This window comes from Mesorhizobium wenxiniae (assembly GCF_002284535.1).
Lineage (GTDB): Bacteria > Pseudomonadota > Alphaproteobacteria > Rhizobiales > Rhizobiaceae > Mesorhizobium > Mesorhizobium wenxiniae.
On sequence record NZ_NPKH01000039.1, the window covers coordinates 204,476 to 229,895 of the forward strand.

Consider the following 25,420-nt stretch of genomic DNA (forward strand, 5'->3'; position numbering starts at 1 on the left):
CGGCCTCTGCTCCTGCTCCGTGTCGCTGGTGAACCCGGGACCGACGCATCATGCGCGGAAGTCATTTATTATTTTTGAATTCCATTTGACTGAATAAATATTCGGTGCGAACCTCATGTATCCTAGGGACGCAAGACATGGCACTGCGGGGTACCAATCAGGAATTCGGGCGGCCTTACAACAGGCGCATCGTCCTCGAATCCATCCGCCTTCACGGTCCGATCGCCCGCGGCGACATTGCCAGGCGGGTCGGGCTCACCGTCCAAACGGTATCGACCATCGTTCGCGAACTGGAAGAACACGGCTACGTTCTGTCCATGCGCGAAGAGCCGCGGGGACGCGGGCTGCCTCCGGCGACCCTGCGGATCAACCCGGAGGGCGGCTATGCCGTCGGCATCCATGTCACCCCGCTAGGTGTCAATGCGGCGCTGATCAATCTGAGCGGAGACGTGATCGAGAGCACCTACCGTGAGGCCCCCAACGCAACGCCCGACCATGCCTTCGATCTGATCGGCGCGATGGTGCTTGAATTGACCCGACTGCGGCCTGGCGGTCGCGTTCTCGGCATCGGCATGGCGCTGCCCGGCCCTTTCGGCGTGGAGTCGATGAGCTTTATCGGCCCGACGACGATGACCGGCTGGAAGGACGTGGCGCTTCGAGAACGGCTGGAGGCATCGACCGGGCTGCCCGCGTTTTTTGAGACCGACATGGCGGCCGCGGCAATGGGTGAGCGCCTGTATGGCCTCGGGACGGGATATTCCGAATACTACTATCTCTATTTTGGTGTCGGTCTTGGCGGCGTCATGGTTCATGACGGAAGCGCGCTGCGCGGCGCCTGGGGAAATGCCGGCGAAATCGGACACATTCCTGTCGTGCCGGGTGGCGAGCCGTGCCCCTGCGGCAACCGCGGCTGCCTCGAAAGATACCTCTCGCTCGAGGCGCTGCGGCGCCGGAACATCAGCGACGCCGATTGGGTTGATGAAGTCGGGCCGATCTTTCGCAACGCCATCACCATCATCGAGAACCTGTTCGATCCCGAAACCATCATCCTCGGCGGACTGGCGTCCACCGATTTACTTGAACGGCTGGCCGGTTCGGTTGCGAACCTTCCCAACTCGATCTCGGCGCGAAAGGACCGCACGGCGCCGCGTGTCACCGTCGCACGCGGCGGCCAGCATGCGGTGTTGCGCGGTGCCGCAGCGCTTGCCGTCTCAGGGGTGCTTTCGCCGCGCTTCGGCCAGATATTCACCGCCGAGCGCGAACGCGGGCGAGATATCCTGCAAGGCAAGGGGATCGCGGCATGAGTGAACCTCTGCTGGTGCTCGACAACGTCGCCAAGAACTATGGCGCGATCGACGCGCTCAAGGGCATCAGCTTCTCGATCGGCAAGGGCGAGGTGGTGGCGCTTTTGGGTGACAATGGCGCCGGCAAATCGACACTGGTCAAGATCATCGCCGGCGGGCTGGAGCCGACCTCCGGTCGCATGCTGTTCGAGGGCAAGGAATTCCTCGCCAAATCTCCCGCCGAGGCCAAGGCCGCCGGGATCGAGACCGTCTACCAGGACCTCTCGCTTTGCACCAATGTCGACGTGGTGGCCAACTTCTTCATGGGCCGCGAGATCACCAAGAAATTTCTTGGCGTTCCCGTGCTCGACGAACCCGCCATGGAGCAGGTGGTCGAAAAGGCGCTGGCCAGCGCCGGCACGCGCATCCCTTCGCTCAGAACCAATGTCGAGCACCTCTCAGGCGGCCAGCGGCAGGCCATCGAGCTCAACCGGTTCGTGCATTTTGGCGGCAAGCTCGTGCTTCTCGACGAGCCGTTCGCTGCACTCGGTGTCGAGCAGACACGGCGCGGTCTCGACATGATCCGCCAGGTGGCCAGCCAAGGTATCGGCGTCGTCATCATCACCCATATCATGCAACAGGCCTTCCAGGTCGCCGACCGGATCGTGGTGATCCGGCAAGGTGTCGTGGCAGGCGATGTCGCGCGCAACAAAACGAGTCCCGACGCGGTGATCAACATGATCACCGGAGAGACGCTTGCCGGTGCCGGACCGGCAGGCTGAGGGGCAAATGAGGGGTCCGGCGCAAGAGGAGCGAACGACATGAAGAAAATACTTCTTTCCGTCTTCGGTATCCTGGCACTGGCCTTTGCCACGCTCACGCCGGCATTCGCCCAGTCCAAGGGCACCGTCTACTACCTGGTGCCGACATTGCTCGACGAATTCCAGACCGGCTCGGTGAGCGCTCTGGAGATGTTCCTGAAGCAGGTCGGCTACGAGATGAAGACGCTGAACGCCGATAACAAGACCGACGCTCAGCAATCGCAAATGAACGACGTTATCGCGCTCAAGCCATCGGCGATCATTCTTGCCGCCGTCGATTTCAATGCGCTGAAGCCGTCTATCGAGGCCGCCCGCGCCGCCGGTATCCCGGTGGTCGAGTTCGATCGGCAGATCACCTCGACACCGTCCGACTTCACGTCGGTGGCGGGAACGGTCGAGATAGGCCAGATTGCCGCCGATCAGGCCGAGAAGCTCTTGAAGGCGAAGCACGGATCGGTGAAAGGCAAGATCCTCCAGGTGCTCGGCGATCCCGGCGACCCCTACACGCTCGACATCCAGAAGGGTTTCGAGGAGAAGATGAAGGCGTTCCCGGACGTCAAGATCATCTCGGTTCCGGCCATGCAATGGGAAGCCAGCAATGCCGGCACCATCGTTGCCGACCAGATGCTCGCCAACCCGGATATCGACCTGATCTTCAGCCACGCCGCGCATCTCTCGGTCGCTGCCGTCGCCTCGCTCGAGGCCGCGGGCAAGAAACCGGGCGACGTTATGCTAATGAGCTCGAATGGCGCGCCGGTCGGCCTTGACCTGATCCGCAAGGGCTGGCTCAACGTCGAGGTCGAGCAGCCGCTCTACGCTCAGGCCGCCGCCGTCGCCATGTTTATGGACAAGGTCGTCAACAAGCAGGAGATCAAGCCGGGAGAGTACGACGTGCTCGGCCTGAAGTCGACCGTGACCAAGGAAGCCTGGGGGCCGAACATCAAGATCCCCGGCGCTGCGATCACCAAGGAAAATGTCGATAACCCGGCCTTCTGGGGCAATATGAAGCCGCCTTCGGACACGGTGAAGCCGGTCGAATAGCAAAGTCGCCTTGGGCTTCGGGCCACGCTGGCCCGGAGCCCACCACTGCAGCCCGGCGCGTCCGAACGGAGGCGCGAGGAACGCTGCAGCAATTTCAATCCGCGCGGTTCCCGAAAACCGAATTGGTTTCGGATCATGCGCCAGCTGGATCAGCACATGAATCCCCGCACGCGCCACGCCCTCGAGTTCGCCCTCGATAACCTCGTCTGGTTCATGCTGGTCTTCGTGCTGGTGGTCTTCTCCATCTTCATTCCGAACTACTTCCAACTGGGCATCTTCGCCAACATCGTAGAGGCGTCGAGCGTGCTTGGCGTCATGTCGATCGGCCTGGCGCTGGTCATCATCACCGGACATATGGACCTGTCGGTCGAATCCGTGGCGGCGCTCAGTGCCATGGCGGTCGGTATCCTGTTCTGCTCGGCGGGCATCGGCCTTGGCGTTCAATTACAGCCGGAATGGCTGATGGTTCCGGTTTCGCTGCTGCTTGCCCTAGTTGTCGGCGGCATCATAGGCTCCATCAACGGCTATTTGGTCGTGAAGGTGAAGATGAGTGCCTTCATCATCACGCTCGCGTCCTACATCTGGGTGCGCGGCCTTGTGCTGGTCATTTCCGGCGGCCGCTCTGCGCAAGACCTTGCGCCGGCGATCCGCTGGTTCGGCATTCAGCGCCTCCTTGGCCTGCCCCTCACCGCCTGGATCGCCATTTCGTGTTTCGTAGTCTTCTCGCTGATCATGGCCAAGACACCTTTCGGAAGGCATCTCGTCATGATCGGCGGCAACGAGACTGCAACCTTCCGAGCCGGCATCCGCGTCAACCGCAACCTTGTTGTTGCCTTTGTTCTCGCTGGCGCCATCGCCGGCCTTGCCGGCTGGCTGCTGGCGATCCGCACCTCGGGCGCCACCGCCAATCTCGGCGTCGGCCTGCTGTTCAACGCGTTCGCCGCCGTCGTCATCGGCGGTGTCAGCCTGAAGGGCGGCGTCGGCACCCTGCCCGGCGTCTATGCCGGCGTGCTTTTGCTGTCGGCCATCAACACGGCGATCAACCTCATGGGCCTTCCGGCCAACTTCACCCAGGTGATCCACGGCCTGCTCGTGCTTGCCGCCGTGCTGCTCGACGCTTTCAAGCAAACCATTCGCCAAAGACTGGCATGAGAAGGGGGCTGGCATGACCGGGCGTCTCAAAGACAAGGTCGCGCTGATCGTCGGCAGTGCGCACGGCATCGGTAAGGGCATCGCACAGCGCTTTGCCGAAGAGGACGCGAAGCTGGTCCTGGCCGATACCGAGGTCGAGGCCGGGCAAGCGGCCGCGGACGAGTTCGGCGCTGTCTTCATCCGCACCGACATCTCGCAGCTGGCCGATGCGGAGGCCGCCGTTGCGCTGGCGCTCGACCATCACGGCCGTCTCGACATCATGGTCCAGAATGCCGGCATCTATCCCTGGCAGTTGCTGGAGAACACCAGTCCGGAGGACTGGGACCGCGTCATGGCGGTCAATTTGCGCGGCACCTTCAATGCCGCCCGTGCCGCACTCGTTCCGATGAAAGCGCAGCACTTTGGCCGCATGCTGTTCACCTCCTCCATCACCGGCCCACACGTCACCAGCCCTGGTCACGGCCACTATTCGGCGACCAAGGCCGGTATCAACGGCCTGATCCGTTCGGCCGCTCTCGAATTCTCGGGCTATGGCATCACCGTCAACGGCGTCGAGCCCGGCAATATCCTCACCGAAGCAATCCAGCTGCATCGCGGCGCCGCCTATATAAAGAACATGGAGGACTCCATACCGCTCGGCCGCCTCGGCAGCCCGCGCGACGTGGCCAATGCTTTCCTGTTCCTGGCCTCCGACGACGCCAGCTACATCACCGGCACGACTATAATCGTCGACGGCGGGCAGCTGCTGCCCGAAGGCAAGGATTTCCGGCTCCTTCCGCCATGATCCTCGTTTTCGGCACCGGTTTTTTCCTGCACCGGGCGGCAGATCATGCAGCACTTGCCATGGTTCGTCTCAAGAACGGCGGCGCGGGCAAGGATCGTAGCCAAGCAACTTGGCTTCGCGCCGGAAGCTGCAGGCTGAGGCCTCGCCAGACGTGCCGCGGCGCCGAGGAAACAAGGCGTGAGTCGCGTCGATAAAACTCGATTCGCTACCAATACTTTAACATCGGTTTACCCGAAGTTGGTAACAGCAACGACGCTCGTTTTCATAATCAAGCAAAGGACCTACCTTGCCGCAGCATTTCAGCTCTCCTTTCGGCCATCGGAGCGATTGCAACTGGGCGAGATCGCACCGCCACGAACACCTGACGGTCGCCGCGATGGCCGATGGGAAGCCTGGCGTCGCCATGGTCCGGACACGCGGTGGACGGGACTCCGGTGGCGGGAGCCGGGCTTGAGCGTCATTCGCGCCCTGGAAGGTGCCGATCTTCCGGCAGTCGCAGGCATGTTTCAACGCGTGCTGCGCAAAAAGCGGACCGAAGCGCCGGCCTCGCTCATCGAATATATGAGACGGTTTTATCTGGAGGCGCCCGGTTGCGGAGGCGATCTCCGGTCGCTAGTCCATGTCAACGACGCCGGCCACGTCTCCGGGTTTGTCGGCATTCACGCATTGCCGATGCAGTTCAACGGCCGGCAATTACACGCCGCCATTTGCAGCTCGCTCATGGTCGAGGATCATGAGCGCGATCCGATGGCCGGAGCCCGGTTGTTAAAAGCTTACCTGGATGGTCCGCAGGACATCTCTTTCAGCGAGACGGCCAACGACATCTCCGCAAGGTTGTGGACACGGCTGCGTGGCGTGGTCCTGCCGCAATACAGTCTCGACTGGGTACGCGTGATGCGGCCGTCGAGCTTTGTGCTCAGCCTTTCCGCCAGTCGCTTGAAGCTTGCCCGAATGCTCAATCCGTTTGCGCATGCCATCGACCGATTTTATTGCAGGCGAATGAAGTCCAGCGAACGACGCTGGTCCGGTGTGGCGCCGGACGGGGCAGGCCATGGCGCCCTCCGGACGTCGGAAATCGACAGCGGCACATTTGCCAAGCTCGTCGAACCGTTGACCGCCCAGTTCGTCCTGCGCCCGGAGTGGGCGGAAGGCCAGCTCGATCACATCCTGGCCGATGCGGCACAAAAGCCGGATATGGGCGAGCTTGTCTTCGTTTCCGTGACATCGCCAGTCGGCACCAATGTCGGCGCATTCGCCTATCACGCACGGAAAGATGAAATCGGTCGCGTGCTGCAGATCCTCGCCCTTCCCGGCCAGGCGGGTTCGGTGATCGACTGCCTGATCGATCATGCCGCCGAACGCGGCGTCAGCGGCCTGCGGGGACGGATTCAACCCGCACTTCTAGAAGCAATGCTTGGGCGGCGCATAGCTTTCCTAACTGTTGCCTCGACCGTGGTGCATTCACGCGATCCAGAGCTTTTGGATGCCATGAAGAACTCGCAAGCTTTCCTGAACGGGCTTGCGGGTGAGCAGTGGAGCCGGCTGATCGGCGGGCGCTTCACCTGAAGTGCGGTTTAGGACATGGCCCGATTCGAAGCAGGTCAGGTACCGACTTCCTCGACCTCATCAACGAGTTGCGGGCGCAGGTGCAGATAGCGCGTGGCTTTTCGCTTGGCGGTGATATCGGCCCAGACGCGTTCCACTTGTGAGGCGTCTAATCCCGCCGCCTGGCCGACCACTTCGGCCGCCACGCCTTTGTTGAGGCCGAAAAGGCAAATATCCATCCGATCATAGGGAAGCGAGAAGTAGAACTCCTCCTGCGTCTGCGCCAGCGAGTAGGTATCGGTGGTCGGCGGCCGTTTGCGGATTTCCTCTGGAACGCCGAGATAGGCCGCCAGCGCATAGACCTGCGTTTTATAGAGATGTGCGATCGGCTTGACGTCAGCCGCGCCGTCACCGTTCTTGACGAAGAAACCCTGATCGTATTCCAGCCGGTTCGGCGTTCCAAGAACGGCGAAGTTCAAGCGATCGGCATGATAATATTCGATCTGTTTGCGGGTGCGCTGTTTCATGTTGGTGGCGGCGACGACACCGAGATAGACCGGCAGCGGCATTCTTATTTTCGTCTGCTTGCCCTTGGGATCCTGCACCACCAGCGACGAAATATTGTAGCCTTCGCCCTCAAGCGCGTTCGCGATCACGATCTTCGAGGCCCAGCCTTCGCCATATTCCGGGACCAGTTCGCGGATGAAGGCGTCGCGACGCTCATAGCAGCCCATGGCGCGCAGAGCCGGCCCGATATCCTCCACAATGGCCTCGACACCGAAATTGTCGGCGACAAGGCGGCCGAGCCGCAGACTTTCCGGATCGGAATCGTTTTCCGGCATGAACAGACACAATACATTCTGAGGCCCGACGGCTCGCGCGGCCAACGCCACCGAAACGCTTGAATCGATCCCACCCGAAAGACCGAGCGTGAGACCCCGCTTGCGAATACCACGCAACTGCTGGCGCAAAGCGGTGACGATCCTGTCCGTTTCGGCGGCGGGGTCGATCGCCAGGGCCTGCGCCAGAATGGTCTGGGCGTCGTCGCTGGGGCGAACACTCATTGCGCGACCTCCATCATCTCTGCAGCAAGCCGGCGGCTGACCTTGCCCGTATCCGTTTTTGGTAATTCCGAGCGGAACTCGATGACCTTGGGGACCATGAAATCCTCAAGATGACGTGCGCAGTGGCGCATGACATCCTTTTCGCTTAGCTTCGGGTCCGAGCGTATCACGAGTGCGCCGATCGCATGCCCAAGCACCGGATCCGGCACACCGACGACAACGGCCTCCGCGATGCCCGGATGGGCGTGAAGCACGGCCTCCACCTCCTTCGGGGCCACCTTCTCCCCCCGCGTCTTTATGATGTCGTCCTTGCGCCCGACGAAATAGAGAAAGCCATCCTCATCGGTCCTGAACAGATCGCCGGTATAGAGAACCTTCTCCCAAGGGTTTGGGCCAGGCCGCAGGGCCCGTTCGGTTGCTGCTTCGTTGCGCCAGTAACCCTGCATGACGTGCGGTCCGCGAATGACCAGTTCACCCGCTACGCCTGGCGGCACGCGTTGCCCCTGGTCGTCGACGACAAAGGCTTCGGTGTTCGGGATGGCTACGCCGACCGACCCCGGCCGGCGATCGAGCTCCTCGGGCGGCAGGTAGGTGCAGCGCTTGCATTCCGTCAGGCCATACATCGAATAGAGTCTGACACCGGGAAAAAGGAAACGCAGACGTTCTATGTGCGCCTGCGGCAGGGCCGCTGCCGTATTCGAAATATAGCGAAGGCTGGGCAGGAAGCCCGGCGTCAGGTCACGCATCTGCAGGACCATCGCCGCCATAGTTGGCACGAGCGGAAGACCGGTGACGCCCTCCTCGCGGATACGTTCAAAGACTGCTTGAGGAAAAGCGAAGGACTTTTCGAGCACCAGCGTGGCGCCGAGCCTGACGGCCATCAGCAACTGATAGAGGCCATAGTCGAAGGCAAGGGGAAGAACATTCAAAATGATGTCGTCTGGCGAGTTGCGCAGATAGGTGGTGATCGAGTCCGCGGCCGCGTCGCAATTGCGGTGCGTCATCATCACGCCCTTGGGCCGGCCCGTTGAGCCTGAGGTGTAGATGAGCATAGCCAGATCGACGTCGATGCCGCCGTGGTCGATCTCACTGGCTTCGAGCGTCAGGAAGTCCGCTAGGGATGCAGCCCCTGCCGGGCATGGGCCATCGGTACCAGCGGTGGAAGCCACGAAGATGCCGGTCGTGCCGCTCGATCCGCACGCCTCGGCGACCACGGGCATCAGTTTTGCCTGCGTGAGGATCGCGGCAGCGTCGCAATCGGCGATGATGTAGGCGAGCTTTTCAGCCTTGGTGGATGAGTTGATCGGACTGAAAGTCGCTCCTGCCTTGAGAACGGCGAAAATCGAAACCGCGGCCTCCCAGCAATTGTCCATGAAGATCAGGACCCGGTCGTTGCGCCTGACGCCATTCACAAAAAGGGCGGCGGCCAGGCGACTCGCAAGATCGTCCAGTTCTTCGAAGCTCAGCCTTTTGTCTTTGGTGATCAATGCCGTTTTGGCGGGATGGGCAGCGACCTTCGCGGCCAGGAAATGTTCGATCCGCATGGACGCTCCTCGCCGCGGGCACCTACGCTGCCCGCGCCTTTGCTCTCGCACTGATGAAGGATGAGAGACGTTCAATCGAATCCAGATTGGCCGGCACGACGTCGGAATCGACGATCGCTATGCCGAAATCGTCTTCGATGAATGCCACCAATTCCAGCACGGCAGTCGAGTCGATGATGTCGTTCTCGATCAGCGAGTCTGTATCTGCAAGCTGGTATGACGTGTCGCCGAACAGGAAGTTGTCGACGATAAAAGTTCTGACCTTGTCCTTGATTGTAACCATTTTCTTTCCTTCCATTCTCAGGCTGCTCGTGCCGCACCGACCTCTTGGCCGGTGAAATTTCTCTGCCACAGCTGCGTCGACAAAATGCCGACGAAGGCCGCGTTGTCGCGAAACCCAGATACTGGCTGCGTGCGGCATTTCTCATGAAGGTTTGCCACCGCCTTGGCGTTGAATAGTCCGCCGGCAGCGATGCTCGCTTCGCTCAAGCAGTCGCGTACGTAATCCAGTTCTCCGGCTCCAACAAAGGAGCTGGCGTCCGGGGCTCGGTAAGGTTGTTTGGTGCGCTCCCAGATCGGCGTCGGAAGCAGGTGCTTGGCTGCCTTGCGAAGTATGTGCTTTTCCACCAATCCCTTCAGCTTCATCTCCGGCGGTAGTCTTGCCGCGAATGCCACCAAACGAGGATCGAGGAAAGGGAAACGTCCTTCGATTCCATGCGCCATCGCCATGCGATCGCCTTGGCTGGAGAGTATATAACCCGGCAGGAGGAAGCGGGTATCGAGATATTGTCCCTGATGCAGTGGATGCCACAGGGAAAATGCTTGGGGCAGCTGGCTGACCAGGTCCTCAGCCGCGTCATAGCCCTTCAACGTCGCACGCAGGTCGCCGGAAAAGAAAATCTTCGCCGCCGCCGTGGTCTTGAAGCGCGGCCGATGCGAGAACAGCGGATCGTCGAGCGCAGTGTTACCGGCGCCGAAGAACGCAGCCAGGTACTCCACTGACTGCTGCTGCAGACCCGGCAGATAGGGATAAAGCCTGCGGAACAGCTGTGGCCTCATGCGCGATGCCGGCTGCCGCCCGCAGAACCGGCGAACACGCGCTTCCTTGAAGACATCGTAGCCTGCGAAGACCTCGTCGGCGCCCTCGCCAGTCAGCACCACTTTCAGGCCAGCCTGTCGAACGAGGCCGGATAATTTATAGAGGGGGGCCGGGGCCGTGCGGATGATCGGCCGCTCGGCAAAGCGGATGACTTCAGGGAAGACACCGGCGATATCGCCGGCACGGCAGGCAATGGTTCGATGATGGGTGCCAAGTGCTGAAGCCATCTCGGTCTGGAAGGCGCTTTCGTCGTGCTCGGCGCTGTCGAACGTCACGGAAAATGTCTGCAGCTTGCGAGGAGTCATGCCGGCGGCAAGCGCCGAGACAAGGGACGAATCGAGCCCGCCCGAAAGATAAGAACCGACCGGCACGTCCGCGCGCATGCGAAGCCTCACCGCATCGGTCAAAAGGGCCTGCAGCTCCTCGGCCGCATCGCCCTCGTTCGTGACCGTCGACGGCGCATCCCGATGCGGATAGTCGAGGTGCCAATAGCGTTTGACCGTGACTTGCCCCTGTGTCGCGATCATCACGCTTGCCGGCTCCAGCTCATGGATATTGCGGAAAGCCGTGCGGGGAGCGATCGGCGCCCATAGCGTAAATATCTGGTCGAGTGCAATCGGATCGATTTCGGCTGAGACGCCGGGGACCTTCATGAGGGCTTTGATCTCCGATGCGAAGTAAAGCACGCCGTCCTTGTTCGTGTAGAACAGCGGCCGGACACCCATCCGGTCTCGTGCAAGCACCATACGCCGACGCCTGTTATCCCATATCGCGAAGGCGAAATCGCCGTTCAGAAGCGGCAGGCAGTCTTCGCCCATCTCGTCATACAGGTGCAGGATGACCTCTGTGTCGCTCGACGTACGAAAGCGCCGGCCCTTGGCTATCAGCCCTTCGCGCAGTTCCAGGTAGTTGAAAATCTCGCCGTTGAACGCAATGGTCAAGTTGCCCGATACATCGAACATCGGCTGCTGGCCATCACCGATCCCGATCACGGACAGCCGCGCATGCCCGAGCCCAGCGTCGGGTGTTACAAATTTCCCTTGCTCATCCGGCCCGCGATGGGCGATCGCAGCTATCATGCGCGCAAGCAAAGCTTCCGCATCCCGGATCGAACCTAAATAGCCCCCGAATCCGCACATTACCTAAGACTCATATATCAGCGAGGTACGAAACATAACGTCAATAGTTTGCTCAAGCGTTAACCGGATAACCTCGACTACCACATGGTTAACAATAATTAAAAAACAAAGGTACTTTTTTAGATTTATTATCTCGTCCAGACGGAGAAGTATATTTCAACGCTAAACGCAACTGTTGTTCGAGCAACGCGGCGCAGTCGCGTTGCCGCCCGTGGCCGGCTCAGTCGTCCGTCACAGATCGCTTGTTCGCTCGATGGATTTTGCAATCCCGAGCCGCCCCGATCTAGCCCGACAAACGTGCGGAAACCAAAAGCGCTCAGTTTGCCCCGAAGTCAGCGAGCGCCCGTCGATCTGCTCACGTGCAATCTCGGACGCGCTGATATCGAATGGACCGGCGGAGATGTGCGGGGGGGAAACGAGGGGTATTTCCGCCGGCTCAACTGAAACCCGGAGGAGTCATTCAGGGTTCAGTGCTGCCTGATGCCATCCGGCCCTGATCTGTTCCGCGTTTAGAGCCCGCAACAACCCTGAGGTCGTGTTTGGTAGCCGGTCCCCGTGATACCATTCGGCGGCATGGCCTGTGGTCTATCGCGTGTACCGACCGGGCGCGCCGCCCGAACTTCTAGGCATCGTTGACAGATGGCGTGCCATTAGGAACGACGCCAAGACGCTGGGCGATCTGCGGCATTACAACCGCGGGTCGCATTTTTCCAAATAGAGCCGCAAACATGTTGGGAGGGCGAATAAAACAACGGATAGTTTCCACTGTGCTGGCCGTTGGCCTGGGCACTTCTTACTCGACTGCGTTCGATTTGGATGCGGTCGAGCGTCTCAGGTCCAAGGCAATATGCGCAGACTGCGACCTATCGGGCGCAAGCATGACGGGGAGCTATCTGCCGGGCGCGATCCTGACCAATGCGAACCTGACGGGCGTCGACCTCAAAGAATCAAACATGAATGGTGCGGACCTTAGCCGTGCGAATTTTTCCGGCGCGGAACTATCTGGCGCCAGCCTAAATTACGCGAACTTGTCTGGCGCGAATCTGTCGAATGCGAACCTGTCGAAGGCGAGCCTTTCTGGCGCAAACCTCTCAAATGCGAGCCTGTCAGGAGCGGTCTTGACTGGCGCAAGCCTAAGGGGCGCGCGCCTTGCGCAAGTGCAGCTGTCGGGCGCAAACCTGGAGGGGGCAAATTTGCATTTGGTGCTAACTTAGATGCGGCGCTGCTTGTGGACGCCAAACTTTGCAACACAACAATGCCGGACGGCCTCATAGATAACAGAGGCTGCTAAGTGTTTAGTCCCGGCATTTGAGGGAGAGCGCCGTTTTGAATTGCCTCCGAGTTCAATGAACCCGGAGGTAACTTCGTCTTCTGGGCGGAACTTATTGATTTTATGGTGGGCGATGACGGGCTCGAACCGCCGACATCTTCGGTGTAAACGAAGCGCTCTACCAACTGAGCTAATCGCCCGCTCCGGGCCGGACCTTTAAGCAGTTAGGACGGGGTTCGCAAGGCCAAATGAGCGCACGATGCCCTTACCGTTGATCGTTTTCGGCAACAAAATTCGGCTTGTCAAAAAACCTTCTCCTGTTTGCTGTTATGCTGTCGCGCTCCGCTTGACACCCGGTGGCTTACGCCTTATCCACCGCCCCAACGACGAACACGGCTGACCGTGCTCGTCTTGCGCGGGTGTAGCTCAGTTGGTTAGAGTGCCGGCCTGTCACGCCGGAGGTCGCGGGTTCGAGCCCCGTCACTCGCGCCATTTTCAATCACTTAGCTGATTGGAAATGAAAAAAAGTCTGAATGCCGGACCGGCAATTCGGATACTGGTGTCGAACTGGCACTCGATAAATCCTAGCGCTCGGTCTGATTATCAGAGACCCGTTCGATTTGGCTCATCACCGCTTGAGGATCGACGTTCTGAGCTAGCTGGGGCAGTTCGTCATCTGCTGGCGTCGGTACCTTCAAACGCTCCGTCAGAGCGGACATCATTTCGATCAGTCGCGTGGTTTCATGCTCGTTGAGCAGGCTGATTTGCAGATTCAGCTCAGCGCGGCGCTCGCTGAGCTCAGCCATTCTGTTCTGGTTGATCAGTACAAAGGTAGACAGGAAGATCGCCTCAACCGAGGCTACCATTGCCAATATCACGAAACTTGGGTCCCAGGGTGGAATAGCCCGGATCGCCCCAAGGTTCAGCGCAACCCAGACGATCAGGATTGCAAGGTGCAGATACACGAATGCCATGCTCCCCGCGAAACGGGAAATGACGCCGGCAATTCGATCTTGAAACGCCCGATGCTGCTCCTGCTCTCGTCGATGGTCAACCAGAGCCTGAATGTTGTTGTGGAGGACCGACTGCATGTCGGCGGATTGTGGCGCGGCCATGGACATCAAGGCCCGACTTGAAGCGCTAGAGGCGCCGGGGTTTTCCCGACAAACTTGCCAACGAGACCAGCCATTTCCGAATTCCTTTCCCGAATTTTCGTCCAGGAACGCGCAAGACTTGCAGTGATTTATTCACCCGTTTCGTCGGCACCTCCGTGGAAGAAGGATCGGATTTCCTCCCTGTCGACGCTGTCATCGCCGTTCTCGTCGACGGCGTTGAATATCTGCCCGATGAAATCCTGAACTTCGGTTTGAGAAAGCGCACCATCGCCGTCGGCGTCCACTATGGCGAACATCATTCGCATCCGTGCGCCATGCATCATCCCGCCTCCCATTCGGCGCCCGTCATGCGGACCTCTGCGGAAATCGCGATGCCAACGGTCGCCACCTCGTCGTTCTGCTCGGGGCCGGCGATGCTCCTGCATTCTCTCCTCCAGCATCTCGGTCATCATCTGACGCATCATATTGCGCATGGAGTCTTCGGTTGGCCCGCTCACTCCTGGCGCTGGCTCTGAGGTGCGATCCTGTGCAGGTGCGGCGGGCGCAGGTGAGCTCGTCTGGGATACTGCCGGGGAAGCCAGCATAGCCAACGCCGCGGCAACTGCTGTGGTCTTGCTTGCTAATGTCATCGTATTCTCCTTGGAGAATGGTGGACCGAACGTGTCGGCATCCAAGCCAAACCCGCTGCTCCCCGCATGGTTCCTGACGAGTTGGTAGATGATCGCTGTGTGCCGGTTCATCGTTCGCGCTGCCGTAGAAAAATGCGGTCCTACAGCGACGTAGCGCAGCGATTCGCTTTAACAGCGGGCCAGATGGCTATTTCCGACCGGGCTGTTTGGGCCTTGTGGCGGTTACGTTCGAGCCCGTGGGCTCTCGATCCCTGGCGAGTAACGCCTCACACCGGCGGCTTATCCACCGCCCCAACGACGAACGCGGCTGACACGTTCTCGTCTATGCGCGGGCGTAGCTCAGTGGTTAGAGTGCCGGCCTGTCACGCTGGAGTCGCGGATGGCCTTGGATCCTCAATACAAAAGTTCCGACTTTCGGTTTCCTGAGAGTTTCAACTTTTTGTATTTGTTGCATTCCAAGCCTGTCATATGCGTTTGAGCATTGGATTTTCCCGAACCCGGTTCCCACTTTTGGTCCGATGCTCTAACGGAGAAGAAGCCTTGGACGCCCTGAAATCGCTCATCGAATCGCGCCATTTCGACCTCACGATCATGGTCCTGATCCTGATCAACGCCGTCACGCTGGGCCTCGAAACCTCGCCCGATGCGATTGCTGTTTTTGGCCCGCTTCTAACAGCCATCGACCCCGCGATCCTCGCGGTCTTCGTGCTCGAACTCGCGATCCGGGTGGTCGTCTACAGGACGAATTTCTTCCGCGATCCATGGCGCATCTTCGACCTTTTCGTCGTCGGTTTCGCGCTCATCCCCGCGACCGGTTCGCTCTCCGTGCTGCGGGCGCTGCGCATCCTGCGGGTCCTGCGCCTGATCAGCATCGTTCCGTCGCTGCGCCGTGTCGTCACCGGCTTCATCACCGCCCTGCCCGGCATGGGCTCGATCATGCTGTTGCTCGGGCTGGTGTTCTACGTCTTTGCGGTGATGGCGACGAAGCTCTACGGCTCGTCCTTTCCCGAACTGTTCGGCGGCATACCGGAATCGCTCTTCACGCTTTTCCAGGTCATGACTCTCGAAGGCTGGTCGGACGGCGTGGTGCGCCCGGTCATGGCGGTCTATCCGACCGCCTGGCTGTTCTTCATCCCCTTCATCATCGCGACCTCGTTCACCGTGCTCAATCTGTTCATCGGCGTGATCGTTTCGGCGATGGAGGCCGAGCATGAAGCCGTAGAATCGGCCGACAGGGCAACGCTGCACAGCGATCAGGCCATCATCCTCGCGGAGTTACAGGCGCTGCGGGCAGAGGTTCGCGAATTGTCCGGCGTTCGCGGCTAGATCGCCTCATTCGGCGCGACAGGTACTTCCCCGCGAACATTGCAGAACACAGCCATTCCTATCCGTCGGCGGCCTCTGATGGTGTAGTGCCGTGAAAAAGCCCGCCGCTCCATTTGCGAAGCGGCGGCCCCCCCAGATTACCCCCGATTGCCAGGTCAAGGTGCCCCCCGGCATTGCTGACCGTGCAATTGCGGCGCCAGACCCAGTGATCCATTACGGGACACCTATGCCAATGACGCAAGATAGGTTTGCCGATTCATATTAACTGTGGCTAATATGTCACCGTGGTCGGAACGGACTAGAGTCGAGAGCGCCGGCGAGGCTGGGCGGCCTCACCCCTTGCGAGCAATGCCTCGACCTCTTGTAGCGTCGGCATCGACGGCGCCGTGCCGGGCCGGGTGACCGAAATGCCGGCGACGGCGCAGGCGAAGCGGACCGCTTGCAGCGGTTCCACCTCTCTCGCAAGTGCTGCGGCCAAGCCGCCATTGAAGGCGTCGCCTGCTCCGGTGGTCTCGACCACAGCGCCGGCATTGATCGCGCCGACATAGTCGGAGCGGCTGGCCGTTTGCAACAGCGCGCCTTTGTCGCCGAGTGTTACAATGACCGCGCCGACGCCCTTTTCGAGCAGGCTGTCGGCGGCGCGGCGGGCGTCGTCGATGGAAGACACCTTGATACCGGTCAGTTCCTCGGCCTCGGTCTCGTTCGGCGTGACATAGTCGCAGAGCGTATAGATGCGGTCAGGAAGCTTTGCCGCCGGCGCCGGGTTGAGGATGGTCGTCACGCCTGCCCCGCGCGCGATCTCTAACGCTCGCATCGCCGCCTCGATCGGCTGCTCGAGCTGGGTGACGAAGACGCCCGCCGAGCGGATCAGGCCGGCGTTAGCCTCGATGTCGTCGGGCGAAATCAGCATGGCCGCACCCGGACTGACGATGATGGCGTTGTTGCCGGTGCTCTCCTCGACGAAGATATAGGCCGCACCCGTATAACTCTCCGGCGTGTCGATGACGGCGCTCTTCACCCCGGCCTGCGCCCAGGTCTGCCTGGCCATATCGGCAAAGGGATCGATGCCGAGGCGCGTCAGGAAAGTGATGTCGGCACCGAGACGGCCGGCCGCAACCGCCTGGTTGGAGCCCTTGCCGCCGGGGCCAAGCGTGAAGGAAGTTCCAAGGAGCGTCTCGCCCATGCGCGGCTGGCGGGCGGCGCGGTAGGCAGTGTCGGCGACGAAGACGCCCAGTATGACGACAGGCTTGCCTGGCATCTCCTTACTCCGCATCCGGCGGAACGACGCCCTTGCGGAAGGCGAAACAGCCATAGAAGCGGCGCTCGCCGGTCTGGATGACGCAATAGGCCTTTTTGGCACGTTCGTAGAAGGCGTAGCGTTCGACCGAGATCATAGGCCATGGCTTGCCCTCAGCAGCATCGATCTCTTTTTGCACTTCTTGCTGCACTGCGGGAATCTCGTCCGGCTTGCCGACGATCTCCATGCGGGCGGCCGCATCGTCGACGAAACTGTCCAGCGGATAGAGCGACAGCACCGCCTTGACCACGTCCGCGGCCGGCGCATCGATGCGCAGCAGTCGGCCGAGGACGGTCTGGCGGGCCACCGAATCGGAGGGGAAATTGGTGTCGGCGATGATCAAATCGTCGCCGTGGCCCATCGCCCGCAGCGCCTGGAGCACATCGGCATTGAGCAGCGGATTGATCCCTTTGAGCATGGCATTCCTCCCGAACGGGCTTTTTGATGTGAAACCTAGCGCGTGATCCCGAAGAGTGATGTCGGTTTCGGATAAGATCATGCGCAAATTCAAAGTGTTAGAGACGACGGCCGGTCTCTGCGTCGAAGAGGTGGACCTGGTCCAGCCGTGGTTTCAGGTGAAGCGTGTCGCCCGGCTTGAAGTCGTGGCGCTCACGGAACAGCGCCACCATCTCGCCCTCGCCGAAACGCAGAAACACCAGCGTTTCGGAACCGGTCGGCTCAACCACGGAAATCTTTGCCGGCACGCCGTCGGGGTGAATTTCGAGATGCTCGGGCCGTACGCCGTAGACTACCTTGCGGCCATCCTCCACGGCGCTGTTCGCGGCGATAGGGAACGGCGTCCCGGCGATCTCGACGACAGGCTTGTCGCCCTTGCGCACCACGCCCTTGAGCAGGTTCATCGAGGGCGAGCCGATGAAGCCGGCGACGAACAGATTGGCCGGCCGGTCGAACAGTTCCAGTGGCGCGCCGACCTGCTCGATGCGGCCGTCGCGCATCACGACGATCTTGTCGGCCATGGTCATGGCTTCGATCTGGTCGTGCGTGACATAGATGGTGGTGGTCTTCAGCCGCTGGTGCAGTTCCTTGATCTCGGTGCGCATCTGCACACGCAGCTTCGCGTCGAGATTGGAGAGCGGCTCGTCGAACAGGAACACCTGCGGGTTGCGCACGATGGCGCGGCCCATGGCGACGCGCTGGCGCTGCCCGCCCGAGAGCTGGCGCGGATAGCGCTTGAGATAGGGATTGAGGTCGAGGATATCGGCGGCGCGCTTGACCCGCTCGGCGACCACAGCCGGATCGGTCTTCCGCAGCTTCAGCGCAAAGGCCATGTTCTGCTCGACCGTCTTGTGCGGATAGAGTGCGTAATTCTGGAACACCATGGCGATGTCGCGCTTGGCCGGCGGCAGATGATTGACGACACGGTCGCCGATGGCGATTGTGCCGCCTGAAACGGTCTCCAGCCCCGCCACCATCCTGAGCAGCGTGGACTTGCCGCACCCCGAAGGACCGACCAGCACCACGAACTGCCCGTCGGCGATGTCAACGCTGACATCGTGCAGGACCTTGACGGTTCCGAACGCCTTGGCCACATTGCTGATCGCGACTTGAGCCATGGGCCCCCCTTTCGTTGCGGTGAAGCTAAACAACGCAAACGGCGAGGGCAAGTCAGTCTTTTATAGATAAAAAACCCCATCCTCGTTGACACGGCACTTGGTTGTGAGAATAGTGAAAGGGCTCGGGTTATGACCCTGTTCCGGGCGCGCCGGCACACTAGTTCGGACCACGGAAATCGAAGTGTCGCGGGAGGAAAACTTGGGCCCTATTTCTAGGAGTCGCTGTTGTTGGGGAACACGTCCAGCGCTCCAAACACCCGAAACAATCACCATTGAGATTCTGGGAGGAACGAAATGAAAGTCAGCCTTTACAACCAATTTATGCGCGCGGGAGCCACTCGCCGCGATGTCCTCAAGGGCGCAGCCAGCATGGCCGCGATCGCCGCGGCATCCGGCGCCGGGCTTGGCGCGCTGACGCGCCCGGCTTCCGCCGCAAGCGAGCTGCGTGCGCAGATCCTGCAGATCCCCGGTGTCGGCAAGGGCCAGCCGACCGATGCCGACTTCCAGCAGGTCGGCGAGCTTTGCCTGGAGGCGACCAAGGCCAGCGTCAAGGAAGGCGAATTCGCCGGTGTCCAGCTCACCTTCATGGGCCTCAACAACCAGAACCTGCACAATGTGCTGTTTCGCGGCTTCCTGAAGCCGTGGGAGACCTATACCGGCGCCAAGATCAACTGGATCGACCTGGCGCAGGCGGACTACAACGCCCGCCTGCAGCAGTCGATCGCCACCGGCACCGTCGATTTCGACATCATCGAGATGGGCGCGCCGTTCGAAGGCGACGTCTGCGGCAAGGGCCTCACTTCCGAGATGCCGGACTGGGTCAAGGACCAGATCGACATGAAGGACGTCGTGGCCTATCTGCAGCCACCGGTAGGCACGTGGGACGGCAAGCAGTACCGCGTGACCGTCGATGGCGACGCGCACAACTTCAACTACCGCACCGACGTGTTTGCCGATGCCGACCTCGCCAAGGCATGGAAGGACGGCGGCGGTGGCGGTGAATGGGGCGTGCCGAAGACCTGGCAGCAGGTGCAGGCGGTGACCAAGTTCCTCAAGGGCAAGCAGTTCCAGGGCCAGGATGTCTTCGGCTATCTCGACGCGCCCAAGGCGTGGGGCGGCTTCGGCTTCTACTTCCTCGGCAGCCGCGCCAGCGCCTATGCCAAGCATCCTGACGACAAGGCCTGGCTGTTCGATGCCGATACGATGAAGCCGCGCATCAACAATCCGGCCTGGGTGCGGGCGATCCAGGACGTGATCGACGCGCTGCCTTCCGAGCCCGCCGACCAGATCAACGCCGACCCGAATACCACCGCCTTCCAGCAATTCCTGGCCGGCACCGGTTCGATGGTCACCTGGTGGGGCGACGTCGGCTCCAACGTCAAGACCAACGACTCGTCGGTCGTTGGCGACGTCACCGGCTTCTCGATCCTGCCAGGCTCGGACGACGTCTACAATTCCAAGACCGGCCAGTGGGACAAGCTCGCCAGCGGCCCGAATTATTCGCCGAACTGCGCCTATCTCGGCTGGGGCGTCTACGTCATGGCACGGGTCGACAGCGACGAAAAGAAGAAGAAGGCGGCGTGGTCTGCCGCTGCCCATCTCGGCGGCAAGGACCTGTCGCTCTGGTGCGCGGCATACCCGTCCGGCTTCCAACCCTACCGCAACTCGCATTTCGACATTCCGGAATGGGTGGCGGCCGGTTACGACGAGGCTTTCATCACCTCGTATCTGAAGTCGGAGGCCGACAGCTACAACCATCCGAACGCCGCGATCGAGCCGCGCATCCCCGGCATCTTCCAGTATTACAGCGCCGCCGAGGACATCCTGGCCAACACATTCGCCGGCAAGATGACGGCGCAGGAAGGCGCCGACGCCATCGCAGCCGCCTGGGAGAAGCTGACCGACCAGATCGGCCGCGAAAACCAGATCAAGCTCTACAAGGCCTCGCTTGGCATGTAGGTTGAGATTGTAGGAACCGTGGTCCGGCGACGCAAAGCCGCCGGACCACATCTTGACCGGCGAGCCGGTCATAAAAGCCTTCAGTGAACGGACGAGACGCGTGGCTGACCAGACTTTGCCCACCGATGCGTGGCCGGCAAACGCCGCTCCATCCGATCTGATATCGCCGGGCCGTAAGCGGCTCGGCCGGGCGTTGATGGCCGCTGCGACGCTCGGCCTGCTGGCAGTGATCGCAGTTCAGATCCTCTACAAGACAGAAGTCGACACGATCGGCTTCGAGACCTGGAGGCCGGTCGTCTATGCCTATGTGCTGTGGGGTATAGCACTCGGCGTCGGCCAGGTGCTGACGCGCGGCGAAGACGGCCAGCGCGCGCTGTTCCTGCTGCCGGCGCTGCTGTTCACCATCGCGATGGTGATCTTCCCGACGCTGTTCGGCTTCTACATCGCGCTGACCGACTGGAACCTCAGTTCCTTCTCCGGCCGGAAATTCAACGGGCTCGACAATTTCTGGCAGATGCTGGCGGATCCCTACTACCGCAATGCGCTGTTCAACATGGTGCTCTACGTGCTCGCGGTACTGGTCGAATATGTCATCGCCTTCGGCCTCGCCCTGCTGCTCAACGCACAGATCAGGGCGCGCAAATTCTTCCGTGTCGTCTTCCTCATGCCGTTGATGCTGTCGCCGGTCGCGGTGTCGTGGATGATCGGCAAGTCGCTGATGGAATACCGGTTCGGGCCGGCCGCTGCGCTGGCGCGCCAACTCGGCTGGGAAAACCCCGCCTTCTTTTCAAACCCGATCACCGCCCGCATCTCGATCATGGTGCTGGATGCCTGGACCTTCATCCCGTTCATGATGATCATGCTGCTCGCCGGCCTTCAGGCGATGTCGCGCGAGGTTCTTGAGGCGGCCAGGGTTGACGGTGCCAATGCCTGGCAGACCTTCTGGCAGGTCACGTTCCCGCTAATGCTGCCGGTGTCGGTGACGGCGATCATCCTGCGCATCATCTTCAAACTGAAGCTTGCCGACATCATCATCACCGTCACCTCGGGCGGCCCGGGCGGCGCGACCGATTCCGTGTCGAGCTTCATCTATCGCGAGTATCGCGACCGCTCGAATGTCGGCTACGGCACCATGCTGGCGATGGCCTACCTCATCATCATCATCGTGTTCGTGACGTGGCTGTTGAAATTCGCCAACCGCTTCGTGCGCAACGTCAATTGAATGGGGCGGTGACATGAGCGTCCAGACCACCGAGTATGCCGCTTCCGAAATCCGCTCGCCGGCGAGCTTTTTCGCGAACCGCCTCTTCATCTATGGGGCGCTGGTCTTCTGGGCCTTCATCTGCCTGTTCCCGATCTACTGGACAATAACCACCTCGTTCAAAACCGCCGTCGACGTCACCCAGGGCCATCTCATCCCGTTCGTCGACTTCCGGCCGGACTGGAAGGGTTGGCGCTCGCTCGGCCTGTCGCCCGACTCGATCTTCCGAACCTCGACAGTGCGCGACGAATTCATCAAGCGCTTCATGAATTCGGTCATCACCTCGGTCGGCGCGTCGAGCCTCGCCATCGTCATCGGCAGTCTCGCCGCATACGGCCTCACCCGCTACCGCTATCACTTCGCCTGGTTCAAGAACGAGGACATCTCCTTCTTCTTCCTGTCGCAGCTGATCCTGCCGCCGGTCGTGCTCGCCCTGCCCTTTCTCGTGCTGTACCGGGAAGTCGGCATGCTCGACACCCGCATCGGGCTGATCCTGCTCTACACGCTGATGGTGCTGCCGATCGTCATCTGGATCATGCGCGACCAGTTCAATTCGATCCCGGTCGAACTGGAGGAAGCAGCCCTCGTCGACGGCCTGTCGATCTGGGGCGCCTTCTTCCGCATTGTCATGCCGATTGCGCTGCCGGGCATGGTTGCCGCATTCATCCTGGCGATGGTGCTGTGCTGGAACGAGTATTTCTTCGCCGCACTTCTGACCTCGACCGACGCCAAGACCATTCCCGTGATGGTGGCGAGCCAGACCGGTTCGCAAGGCATCAACTGGTGGTCGATGGCGGCGCTGGCCACCGCCGCAATCACGCCGCTTGCCGTCATCGGCATCGCGCTGGAGCGGTATCTGATCATGGGCATGACCGCGGGCGCGGTGAAGTAGCGGCTCCTTCTTCCCTTCTCCCCTTTGGGAGGAGGCAGAGCCGCGTTAGGCCGACAATATCGCCCGCAAATGCTTGAGGATCATCGCGGCGCCCTTTTGCCCCAGTTCCGCCGAGGCGTCCGGGGCGGTCGCCGTGTACCATCCCGTATTGTCGGCGAAGCGGCCGGCGTCCACCGCTTCCGGGCATAGCGCCAGCATCAGCGACGTCTCGCCGATGCCGGCATGATCGAACGGATACTGGCCGTTTATTGCTGCCGGCATCAGCGGATGCACCTGTATCCAGTTGAAGAAATTGGCGCCTTCGGCATGTTCGGCATAATAGCCTGCCATCGCCTCGGAGCCCCACCAGCCCTCGCCGCGCTCCTTCTCCAGAAAACGGAAGATCGCCTGGCGGCCGGCGGTCTTGAAGGCGAGATCGGTCGGCATGCCGGCAACAAAATTCTCGGTCTGGTGATGGATGATGGCGTGGATGTTGCAAAAGCCGATGCGCAGCAGGCTGTAGAACAGTTCATCTGCGAACGGCGCCAACGCATTTCCGCCGACCTGAACCGAGCCATTGCCCTCCGGCGGCGCCACAGCGTAGCTCGCCGCGCCATAGTAGAACGGCGGCAGGATGACGATGTCGGCTTCTTTTTCGAACAGCTCCAGCATCTTGACGACTGCCAGCGTATCCATGCCGACGGCCATGTGCTCACCGTGGTATTCGAGCACGCCGAGCGGGAGCACGACCGGCCAGTTTTCGGCGATCGCCTTGCGGATCTGGTGCGGCAGCATCAGCTCGTAGCGCATGACCCTATTCCATGTTGGTTTGGCCGTCGGCGTCGATGCGGCTCTCGCCGATCCGAGCCACCACAGTGCCAAGCTCGTCGAGCACAGCCTCGAACAGGTTTTTGCCAGCATTGGAACCGGAGACCTGCCTGAATGTTTGTGCCATGTTTTTCCCCGAAGAGGTTGTTTTTGCTCATGCTATCACCGTGATAATCCGTGTCCAATGGCTCGGAGTGCTTTTGCAGTGCCCCAGGCGTGATAGTGTCATGGCAATTGCGTAGGTGAGGAAACGGCAAGGACATGAAGACACGGCATTTCGACCGCATCGGCAATGGCGGCATCGCGTTCACGGAACTCGGCTTCGGCACGGCGCCGCTGGGAAACCTCTATCGCGCTGTCTCCGACGAGGATGCCAACGCCACCTTGGAGACCGCCTGGCGAGTCGGCTGCCGTTACTACGACACCGCGCCACTCTACGGGCTTGGCCTGTCGGAAACGCGACTCAATCCGTTCCTGCGTTCGAAAAAGCGCGACGACTTGGTGCTGTCGAGCAAAGTCGGCCGCATCATGCGCGCCTGCCCGCCGGACCAACGCACCGGCATCGGCAAGTTCTTCGATACGCCGTCGCGCCGCGAGGTCTACGACTACAGCTATGACGGCGTCATGCGCTCCTTCGAAGCCTCGCTCGAGCGCCTCGGCGTCGACCGCATCGACATCCTTTTCGTGCATGATCTCGACATCTTCACCCATGGCAGCAAGGAGGCCTCGGACCAACGCATCGAGGAGTTCATGCGCTCGGGCTATTACGGGCTGCTGGCCTTGCGTGACCAGGGCGTCATCAAGGCATTCGGCGGCGGCATCAACGAATGGCAGGTTGCCCAGACACTTGCCGAGCGTGGCGACTTCGACCTTTTCCTGCTTGCCGGGCGCTATACGCTGCTGGAGCAGGAGGCGCTGCAATCCTTCCTGCCGCTATGCCAGAAGCGCGGCATCGGCATCGTTCTCGGCGGGCCGTATAATTCCGGCATCCTGGCAACCGGACCGAAGCCCGGCGCCTATTACAATTATTCCGAGGCGCCGCAGGACATCCTCGACCGCGTCGCGCGCATCGAGGCCATTTGCAAACGCCACGGCGTCCGCCTGATCGAGGCGGCATTGCAATTTCCGCTGCTGCACCCTTCGGTCGTGTCGGTGATCCCCGGCGGCCAGCGGCCGAGCGAGGTCGAAAGCAACCGGTCGCTGCTCGACGCGAAACTGCCATCAGCGCTCTGGGCCGATCTCAAAAAGGAAGGGCTGATGCGCGCGGATGCGCCGACGGCATAGAGCCGTCCGCTGCCCGCCAAAGCGGGTGCAAAGGAAAAGCCGGGGAATGCCCGGCTTTTCTGGTCTCTGAAAAGGGTAAGAAGGCGCTTAGTTGACTGCGTCCTTGAGGCCCTTGCCGGCCGAAAACTTCGGCACGGTGCGCGCCGGAATCTGCACTTCCGCGCCGGTCTGCGGATTGCGGCCGGTCGAGGCAGCGCGTTTTGACACTGTGAAATTTCCGAAGCCGACAAGCCGGACATCGCCGCCCTTTTTCAGTTCGCCGGTGATGACGGAGAACACCGCATCAACCGCCGACTGCGCGTCACCCTTCGAAATACTCGCGGCATCGGCGACAGCGGACACCAGTTCGTTCTTGTTCATAAAAATTCCCTTCCATGAGAAACCGGAACGTACGACTCATCCGGCAGGAAACGGACTTTAGAAAGAAGCGCTTCCGCAACCAAGTCGAAAAGCGTCAAACGAGTCGAAAAAACCCCGGAATTCCGGGGTTTTTCACATGAAAAAGCCGGGCGCTAGGCCCGGCTCTCTCTTGTG

General features: G+C 60.9%; 24 protein-coding genes and 2 tRNA genes. 13 read left to right on the forward strand and 13 right to left on the reverse strand.

Going from position 1 to position 25,420, the window contains the following annotated elements:
• Positions 1-137 precede the first annotated feature (137 nt).
• The 6 genes from CIT31_RS31205 (at position 138) to CIT31_RS31235 (ending at position 6,647) form a co-directional block, all read left to right on the forward strand.
• Positions 138-1,304 (forward strand): ROK family transcriptional regulator, encoded by a 1,167-nt coding sequence (locus tag CIT31_RS31205; RefSeq protein WP_095521681.1) that lies wholly within the window; start codon positions 138-140, stop codon positions 1,302-1,304.
• Positions 1,301-2,065 (forward strand): ATP-binding cassette domain-containing protein, encoded by a 765-nt coding sequence (locus CIT31_RS31210; RefSeq protein ID WP_095521682.1) that lies wholly within the window; start codon positions 1,301-1,303, stop codon positions 2,063-2,065. Before CIT31_RS31205 ends, CIT31_RS31210 begins: the two co-directional genes overlap by 4 nt.
• A 39-nt stretch (positions 2,066-2,104) precedes the next feature.
• Positions 2,105-3,145: a sugar ABC transporter substrate-binding protein gene (locus tag CIT31_RS31215; RefSeq protein WP_095521683.1), complete on the forward strand. Its 1,041-nt coding sequence runs from the start codon at positions 2,105-2,107 to the stop codon at positions 3,143-3,145.
• 156 nt (positions 3,146-3,301) lie between these two features.
• On the forward strand, positions 3,302-4,297 hold the full coding sequence (locus CIT31_RS31220) for an ABC transporter permease (protein WP_095521883.1): 996 nt from the start codon (positions 3,302-3,304) through the stop codon (positions 4,295-4,297).
• A 13-nt stretch (positions 4,298-4,310) separates the two neighbouring features.
• Positions 4,311-5,081, forward strand: a complete 771-nt coding sequence (locus tag CIT31_RS31225) for an SDR family oxidoreductase (protein WP_095521684.1) — start codon at positions 4,311-4,313, stop codon at positions 5,079-5,081.
• A gap of 450 nt (positions 5,082-5,531) precedes the next feature.
• Complete coding sequence (locus CIT31_RS31235) at positions 5,532-6,647, forward strand: hypothetical protein (RefSeq protein ID WP_095521686.1); 1,116 nt, start codon at positions 5,532-5,534, stop codon at positions 6,645-6,647.
• A 35-nt stretch (positions 6,648-6,682) separates the two neighbouring features.
• On the opposite strand, the gene nadE is transcribed toward CIT31_RS31235, so the two are convergent.
• From nadE to asnB, 4 genes are read right to left on the reverse strand one after another with little or no spacing between them, the layout of a single operon-like run.
• Positions 6,683-7,690, reverse strand: a complete 1,008-nt coding sequence (gene nadE / locus CIT31_RS31240) for an NAD(+) synthase (protein WP_095521687.1) — start codon at positions 7,688-7,690, stop codon at positions 6,683-6,685.
• Complete coding sequence (locus CIT31_RS31245; protein WP_095521688.1) at positions 7,687-9,234, reverse strand: class I adenylate-forming enzyme family protein; 1,548 nt, start codon at positions 9,232-9,234, stop codon at positions 7,687-7,689. Before CIT31_RS31245 ends, nadE begins: the two co-directional genes overlap by 4 nt.
• 22 nt (positions 9,235-9,256) lie before the next feature.
• Positions 9,257-9,517 (reverse strand): acyl carrier protein, encoded by a 261-nt coding sequence (locus tag CIT31_RS31250; RefSeq protein ID WP_095521884.1) that lies wholly within the window; start codon positions 9,515-9,517, stop codon positions 9,257-9,259.
• A gap of 17 nt (positions 9,518-9,534) precedes the next feature.
• Positions 9,535-11,472 carry an asparagine synthase (glutamine-hydrolyzing) gene (gene asnB, locus CIT31_RS31255; RefSeq protein WP_095521689.1) on the reverse strand — a complete coding sequence of 646 codons (1,938 nt, stop codon included), beginning with the start codon at positions 11,470-11,472 and terminating at the stop codon, positions 9,535-9,537.
• A 728-nt stretch (positions 11,473-12,200) separates the two neighbouring features.
• Between asnB and CIT31_RS31260 the strand changes: the two genes are divergently transcribed.
• Entirely contained in the window at positions 12,201-12,686 is a 486-nt protein-coding gene (locus tag CIT31_RS31260; RefSeq protein WP_095521690.1) for a pentapeptide repeat-containing protein, read from the forward strand.
• Positions 12,687-12,866: 180 nt separating this feature from the next.
• Here the strand turns inward: CIT31_RS31260 and CIT31_RS31265 are convergent.
• Positions 12,867-12,942, reverse strand: a tRNA-Val gene (locus CIT31_RS31265).
• Positions 12,943-13,157: 215 nt separating this feature from the next.
• Between CIT31_RS31265 and CIT31_RS31270 the strand changes: the two genes are divergently transcribed.
• Positions 13,158-13,234 (forward strand) — tRNA-Asp (locus tag CIT31_RS31270).
• 92 nt (positions 13,235-13,326) lie between these two features.
• On the opposite strand, the gene CIT31_RS31275 is transcribed toward CIT31_RS31270, so the two are convergent.
• Both CIT31_RS31275 and CIT31_RS33995 read right to left on the reverse strand, forming a co-directional pair.
• Complete coding sequence (locus CIT31_RS31275) at positions 13,327-13,857, reverse strand: DUF1003 domain-containing protein (protein ID WP_095521885.1); 531 nt, start codon at positions 13,855-13,857, stop codon at positions 13,327-13,329.
• 128 nt (positions 13,858-13,985) lie between these two features.
• Complete coding sequence (locus tag CIT31_RS33995) at positions 13,986-14,597, reverse strand: EF-hand domain-containing protein (protein ID WP_133116241.1); 612 nt, start codon at positions 14,595-14,597, stop codon at positions 13,986-13,988.
• A gap of 429 nt (positions 14,598-15,026) precedes the next feature.
• Here CIT31_RS33995 and CIT31_RS31285 point away from each other — a divergent pair, with 429 nt between their 5' ends.
• Positions 15,027-15,812: an ion transporter gene (locus tag CIT31_RS31285; protein ID WP_095521692.1), complete on the forward strand. Its 786-nt coding sequence runs from the start codon at positions 15,027-15,029 to the stop codon at positions 15,810-15,812.
• 298 nt (positions 15,813-16,110) lie between these two features.
• Here the strand turns inward: CIT31_RS31285 and rbsK are convergent, their stop codons facing one another.
• From rbsK to CIT31_RS31300, 3 genes are all read right to left on the reverse strand, one after another.
• Positions 16,111-17,070 carry a ribokinase gene (rbsK, locus tag CIT31_RS31290; protein ID WP_095521693.1) on the reverse strand — a complete coding sequence of 320 codons (960 nt, stop codon included), beginning with the start codon at positions 17,068-17,070 and terminating at the stop codon, positions 16,111-16,113.
• 4 nt (positions 17,071-17,074) lie between these two features.
• On the reverse strand, positions 17,075-17,527 hold the full coding sequence (locus tag CIT31_RS31295; RefSeq protein ID WP_095521694.1) for an RbsD/FucU family protein: 453 nt from the start codon (positions 17,525-17,527) through the stop codon (positions 17,075-17,077).
• Between the two features lie 97 nt (positions 17,528-17,624).
• A complete protein-coding gene (locus CIT31_RS31300) occupies positions 17,625-18,683 on the reverse strand; it encodes an ABC transporter ATP-binding protein (protein WP_095521695.1) in 1,059 nt (352 codons plus the stop codon).
• A gap of 294 nt (positions 18,684-18,977) precedes the next feature.
• Between CIT31_RS31300 and CIT31_RS31305 the strand changes: the two genes are divergently transcribed.
• The 3 genes from CIT31_RS31305 to CIT31_RS31315 all read left to right on the forward strand — a co-directional run bounded on the left by CIT31_RS31305 (position 18,978) and on the right by CIT31_RS31315 (position 22,795).
• Positions 18,978-20,642 carry an ABC transporter substrate-binding protein gene (locus CIT31_RS31305; RefSeq protein ID WP_029353498.1) on the forward strand — a complete coding sequence of 555 codons (1,665 nt, stop codon included), beginning with the start codon at positions 18,978-18,980 and terminating at the stop codon, positions 20,640-20,642.
• A 100-nt stretch (positions 20,643-20,742) separates the two neighbouring features.
• Positions 20,743-21,864: a carbohydrate ABC transporter permease gene (locus tag CIT31_RS31310; RefSeq protein WP_029353496.1), complete on the forward strand. Its 1,122-nt coding sequence runs from the start codon at positions 20,743-20,745 to the stop codon at positions 21,862-21,864.
• A 13-nt stretch (positions 21,865-21,877) separates the two neighbouring features.
• Positions 21,878-22,795 (forward strand): carbohydrate ABC transporter permease, encoded by a 918-nt coding sequence (locus tag CIT31_RS31315; RefSeq protein WP_095521696.1) that lies wholly within the window; start codon positions 21,878-21,880, stop codon positions 22,793-22,795.
• 45 nt (positions 22,796-22,840) lie between these two features.
• Here CIT31_RS31315 and CIT31_RS31320 read toward each other — a convergent pair whose 3' ends face one another.
• The gene (locus CIT31_RS31320) at positions 22,841-23,584 is read right to left on the reverse strand and encodes a creatininase family protein (protein WP_095521697.1); all 744 of its coding nucleotides are present in this window, start codon (positions 23,582-23,584) and stop codon (positions 22,841-22,843) included.
• A gap of 4 nt (positions 23,585-23,588) precedes the next feature.
• Entirely contained in the window at positions 23,589-23,729 is a 141-nt protein-coding gene (locus CIT31_RS34520) for a hypothetical protein (protein ID WP_164759587.1), read from the reverse strand.
• A gap of 134 nt (positions 23,730-23,863) precedes the next feature.
• Between CIT31_RS34520 and CIT31_RS31325 the strand changes: the two genes are divergently transcribed.
• Positions 23,864-24,886, forward strand: coding sequence for an aldo/keto reductase (locus tag CIT31_RS31325; RefSeq protein ID WP_095521698.1), 1,023 nt, complete (start codon positions 23,864-23,866; stop codon positions 24,884-24,886).
• Between the two features lie 87 nt (positions 24,887-24,973).
• On the opposite strand, the gene CIT31_RS31330 is transcribed toward CIT31_RS31325, so the two are convergent.
• Positions 24,974-25,246, reverse strand: coding sequence for an HU family DNA-binding protein (locus CIT31_RS31330; RefSeq protein WP_023798342.1), 273 nt, complete (start codon positions 25,244-25,246; stop codon positions 24,974-24,976).
• Positions 25,247-25,420: the final 174 nt, after the last annotated feature.